The sequence below is a fragment of the Nitrococcus sp. genome (genome assembly GCF_059432795.1).
Genome location: NZ_JBXWZQ010000185.1, coordinates 1 through 4,857, shown reverse-complemented (window position 1 = coordinate 4,857; position 4,857 = coordinate 1). Strand labels below are relative to the sequence as shown.

Annotated in this window: 6 protein-coding genes; 5 read left to right on the top strand and 1 reads right to left on the bottom strand. The window is 61.9% G+C overall.

Annotated features, from left to right (window positions below; genetic code table 11):
• Positions 1 to 606: 606 nt before the first annotated feature.
• Positions 607 to 1,527 (bottom strand): transcriptional activator NhaR, encoded by a 921-nt coding sequence (gene nhaR / locus AC52Q4_RS12810; protein WP_495537187.1) that lies wholly within the window; start codon positions 1,525 to 1,527, stop codon positions 607 to 609.
• Positions 1,528 to 1,721: 194 nt separating this feature from the next.
• Here nhaR and AC52Q4_RS12805 point away from each other — a divergent pair, with 194 nt between their 5' ends.
• The 5 genes from AC52Q4_RS12805 to AC52Q4_RS12785 all read left to right on the top strand — a co-directional run bounded on the left by AC52Q4_RS12805 (position 1,722) and on the right by AC52Q4_RS12785 (position 4,607).
• Complete coding sequence (locus tag AC52Q4_RS12805; protein ID WP_495537186.1) at positions 1,722 to 2,252, top strand: hypothetical protein; 531 nt, start codon at positions 1,722 to 1,724, stop codon at positions 2,250 to 2,252.
• The gene (locus tag AC52Q4_RS12800) at positions 2,249 to 3,199 is read left to right on the top strand and encodes a sodium-dependent bicarbonate transport family permease (protein WP_495537185.1); all 951 of its coding nucleotides are present in this window, start codon (positions 2,249 to 2,251) and stop codon (positions 3,197 to 3,199) included. The genes AC52Q4_RS12805 and AC52Q4_RS12800 overlap by 4 nt, the downstream gene beginning before the upstream one ends.
• A gap of 4 nt (positions 3,200 to 3,203) precedes the next feature.
• Complete coding sequence (locus AC52Q4_RS12795) at positions 3,204 to 3,506, top strand: P-II family nitrogen regulator (protein WP_495537184.1); 303 nt, start codon at positions 3,204 to 3,206, stop codon at positions 3,504 to 3,506.
• Positions 3,507 to 3,556: 50 nt separating this feature from the next.
• Positions 3,557 to 3,793, top strand: a complete 237-nt coding sequence (locus AC52Q4_RS12790; RefSeq protein WP_495537183.1) for a hypothetical protein — start codon at positions 3,557 to 3,559, stop codon at positions 3,791 to 3,793.
• Positions 3,794 to 4,484: 691 nt separating this feature from the next.
• Positions 4,485 to 4,607, top strand: a complete 123-nt coding sequence (locus AC52Q4_RS12785) for a hypothetical protein (RefSeq protein WP_495537182.1) — start codon at positions 4,485 to 4,487, stop codon at positions 4,605 to 4,607.
• The last annotated feature ends 250 nt before the right edge of the window (positions 4,608 to 4,857 follow it).

The following is a 4,857-nucleotide window of genomic DNA, read 5'->3' as shown; positions in this document are numbered from 1 at the left end:
TATGTCCATCGACATCCTGACATTGCCGGGCGTCGACCGCTGAGAGATGAACGTCGTGACCAGCAATTAATACACCTGTGAAACGCTGGGTTCAGATGCGAAGCTCTCGATCCCGACCCCGGAGCATTTTCTGCCTTTGCTTTACGTAATGGCTCTACGCAGAAAAGGCGAGAAGGTGACGTTTCCGGTAGAAGGAACGACGGTGGGTCAATCTCGATGCTAGCCGTTCAGGTTGGATAACTACGGGCGCGCCAAGTGTAGTCCATCTACCGCTCAAGGTCGCGCCACATCTCCTCGTAATCGTCCTTCGTGATCTCGCCGCACGACTTGCCAGATTGTCGTACGCGCCACCCGGGAACTTACTCGCGTGCCCCAACCCCGAGAGCTACTCGCTCCCGCACTGCATTGGGGCGTTCCGCCAAGCTACGGCTAGTGCGAAAGATCGCGCGCAAGGCATCGGGACTGGTCGCATCGGCGGCTAACCGATAAACGGTCTCGAAAGGCAGAGCCACGAGCTCACCCATCCACGACAGGTTCACGGCGGTAGACAAATCGTCTGGGTTGGAGGTGAGTTGTAACATGATCCGGGCTCTGAGACTCCGATCTTTACCGCGCTGTTTCGCCACCATCGTGCGGTATGAAAACCGCGCTGCGGGCGTCCTCCAGCACGGCGCGAACCTCCGGGTTCCGAATACGCCGTTCCGTGCTGATCAACCAGAATATTTCGCGCACCTCATCCAGCCGCCCTACCTCGCTGACGCCATAGCGCGCGCAGATCTCGTCCGAGATGATCGCGGGAGCGGGGAAAAAACCTTCACCCGCCTCGGCGAAGACCTTCATAAGGGCACTGTCATCGAACTCCCCGACCACCCGTGGGTACAAGCGCGCCTCGCCCAGCCAGCGGTCGATCTCGCCGCGTACCGCCGCGTTCGGCCCGGGCAGCAGCAGTGGCGCCCCGTTCAGACCGGCTGGAAAGGCTTCGTAACGCCGCGCTAGCTCGGGCGTGGCAAAAAAAGCGACGGCGCTTTCGCCCAGCTTGCGGCTGTGGCCGCGTATCGCCAAGCCGGCCGGCATGGGGCGGTCCGCCAGCACCATCTCCAGTCGGTGCAGCGCCAATTCCCCAAGCAACCAGTCGATCGCGCCCTCGCGGCAAACCAGCCGTAGCGGCTTCTCCACATGCTTCAGCGAAGCCAGCAGACGGTGCGTCAGCGACTTGGGGACCACGTCGGAAACGCCGACGCGAAACGTAGCCATCGTCTGCTCCGGGATTACGTTCGCCCGCAGCGAGGAGACCATCTCATGACCAAGCGCGAAGATCTCGTCGGCGTAGGACAGCGCGACGCGCCCCGCCTCGGTAAGTTCGAGACCGCGTCCAGCGGGCTTGAAAAAGGCCGTTTCGAGGTCGTCCTCGAGCAGCTTGATCTGGGCACTGACGGTTTGCGGCGTCAGATGCAACTGATTGGCTGCCGCCGCCACACTCCCGGCGTGGGCCACTGCCCAGAAGTAGCGCAGGTGCTTGAGATTCATTTCTGCTATTCACAAGTTTTTACAAAGTGTCAGCAAGTTATATTCGACTTTAACTAATTTATCCAGACTGTCAAAATTGTTGGTCATCTTTGATGATGAGGAACAACGGGGTGGGTCGCTAAACGGCCTTTCGCGCCCCAGGCGCTCATCGTGAGAGGAGTCCAGTGCCCGCCACCTACGCAGGGGATGAAAACATGCCGACCGAATCCAGAAGCACCTTCTTGCTGGTGCGCAATGATGGGAGCCTGGAACGCGCTAACGAAGAGTTGGTCGCCTATCTGTCGATCCTTCGCCGTCGGTCGTCCGCCAGCGACGTTGAAGCCGTGCAAGGCATCTGGATCGACGAAGAAGGCGTAGCGAACTTGCCTTGTGCGCTAGTCCTGCCGGATACGGCCGGTGCGCGCCGAGCTGTCCGGGTCCTGGAGACAACAGGGATCAATGGGATCTGGATGCTGTGCTGGCTCGAGATGGCGGCAAGCGCAGTCTCCCGCGCCGATCTGGTGGCGGCGCTGCTGGAGTGCTTCGGCCATGAAAACACGGCGACGCTCGCCGCACGCTTCATCCCGGTATTCACAGGTAATGCGCCCGACTCCAGCGTGAGCGCGGAGCTGCAGGTGCTCGACGCACACTACCCGGGGCTTGTGCTGCCGCCGATCTACCAGGACGCCAGCAGCAGCCTGGTCCTGCCATCGGTACAGCCACGCAATGAGGGAAAGCCATCTTGAGCACCTTCGATCCCGTCCTGCTGTTCTTCCTGCTCGGGTTGGCCGCCGGCCTGCTGCGCTCGGAGCTGCGCCTGCCCGCAGCCATCTATGAACTGGTGAGCATGCTGCTGCTGCTCTCCATAGGCCTCAAGGGCGGCATTGAACTCGCCAAGCAGCCCTTCGGCGGCCTCGCGCTGCAAGCCCTCGCGGTCATGGCGATGGGCGCGCTGTTGCCGCTGGTTGCCTTTCCGGTACTGCGGTTCATGGGGCGTTTCACCCGCGCCGACGCGGCATCCGTTGCTGCCCACTATGGCTCGGTGAGCGTGGGCACCTATGCCGTCGCCGCCACCTATTTTGCCAGCCGGCAGATCGACTTCGAGGCGCAAATGCCGTTCCTGCTCGCCGTGTTGGAGATCCCGGCCATCTTGGTGGGGATCCTGCTGGCTCGCGGGTTCTCTCGCGACATGCGGATAGGCACGGTCGCGCACGAGGTGTTTCTGGGCAAGGGCATCGTGCTGCTCGTTGGCGGGCTGCTGATCGGCTGGGCCGCCGGCTCGGAGGGGCTGACTTCAGTCAAGCCGCTCTTCTTCGATCTTTTCAAGGGAATCCTTGCCCTGTTCCTCCTGGAAATGGGGCTTATCACGGCCGCCCAGTTCGTCAGCCTGCGGCGGCACGGCCTGTTTCTCGTGCTGTTCGGCATTGGCATGCCGCTTTTCTCCTCCGTGGTGGGCATCGCGCTGGGTCGCGGACTCGGGCTGTCGCTGGGGGGCACGGCCATGTTGGCCATCTTGGCAGCGAGTGCGTCCTACATCGCCGTGCCCGCCGCCATGCGCATTTCGGTACCAGAGGCCAACCCGACACTATCGCTGGCCGCTTCCCTGGGCGTCACCTTCCCGTTCAACGTCCTGGTCGGCATTCCTCTCTATCACGCCATGGCGACGAAAGCATTCGCCATCACCGGAGGCTAGTCCCATGAACAGTTCGATGCGCAAACTGCTGACCATCATCACCGAGGCTGCCCTAGAGAGCGTCCTAATCAAAGACCTAGAACACCTGGGGGTCCGGGGTTACACCATCACCGACGCCCGCGGCAAGGGTAGCCGAGGGCCGCGTACTAGCGATTGGAGCGAACTGAGCAACATCCGCATCGAAGTCGTGTGCGACACCGCCATCACCGAGGACATCGCCGCACACCTGCAAGCTCACTACTACGCGAACTACGGAATGATCCTGTTTGTGTCCGACGTCGCGGTGCTGCGGCCGGAGAAGTTCTGATGGCAAGAAGAAACCTGGCGCAGGTCGCATCGTGACTGGGAAATATTCGGGTGCGCACCTGCCTGATTCTGGGCGGGCTCGCCTTGGCCATCGTCAACCTGCTCGCTTGGGTCGGCATCGCGCTGCTGTCCTGGCTGTGGGCGCTGGCACCGGTGGCGGCGGTGACCGGCAAGCGTTTGGCCGACGAGGTCGGCTGTAAGACGACACCCAGATCTACGCAACTCCGGGTCGCTTGTATAGCCTCGTTCCCTTTTGTGATGGACGGGAACCGGCGTGGCCATCATTGATTCGAAGTGTCGTATGACCATCAAGACCCTGGTCCCACGAGGGGTTCCCAGCCGCGCCATCGAACGTCAGCTGTCGGTTAGCGAGGGCACGGTGCGTTACCACCGCCGCCGACGGCCACGGCCGTCAAGTCCACTGCGCCCAGCTCCTGCACGAGGCGATCGCGTTAGGGGTCCAACGCCACGGCGCGAGGAATCTCGGCGGCGAGGTCCGCATTCTGCAGGCCCTCCACCTGCTGCTGTCGGACTCCCGCCATGGCGCGATAGTGTGGATGTACCGCCGGGACATGCCCTGTTGGATGGAGACCCACAAACTGGCCTTCGATCGGCTGCGTGAACTGTGCGCATCGCGAAACGTGCGAGCACACCGAGCCGCAGTACGTCGATCCGGGGCACTGCGATTACTGCAATCCACGAGATCCAATTGATGGCCACAGCATACCTTACCCTCAACGACCCCGACGAGTTCAGAATTCGGCGTCACCGACTTTGCACGCTGCGAAGCGGTGTTTGCGGTTATGGAGTGGACAGGTCTTCCGCTGCCGCTGCACGGCGAGGTAACGGACGCTGACGCCGATATCTTCGACTACGAGGGGGGTGTTCATCGAGCGGCCTATGCGGTGCATCATCAGAGTCACCGGCATCATCGGTTGGTTGACGGCCAAGGCGAGGGTGAAGTGATGAAAGAGACGAGATGCACGAAGCTGGCATCCGTTGGGCGGACTACGCTGACCAGGGCAACCCCACCCGTACCGTCACCGAGCAGGTGACGAAGAAGGTGATGGAAGCCAGGGAGCGGCGGGAAGGGTTCAGATGACTCGCCGAGCAGAGTGCGGCGCTGACCGAGATCCTCGCTCGTGCCTTGCCGCCCGTGATTGCCAACCCGGAATAGCTCGATCCTCAGGAGCAGCTGGACTACATGGCGTGGGGGCTGAATGCCGGCTATGTGGCGACGACTATCCGCAAGGCGGAGGCGCTGGATCCCGAGACGACCATAGCACTGCAGGCGGGTAAGGAGATCGATCTTGCACACGTCAACAATGGGCTCAACTTCGCGCGAGTGATCC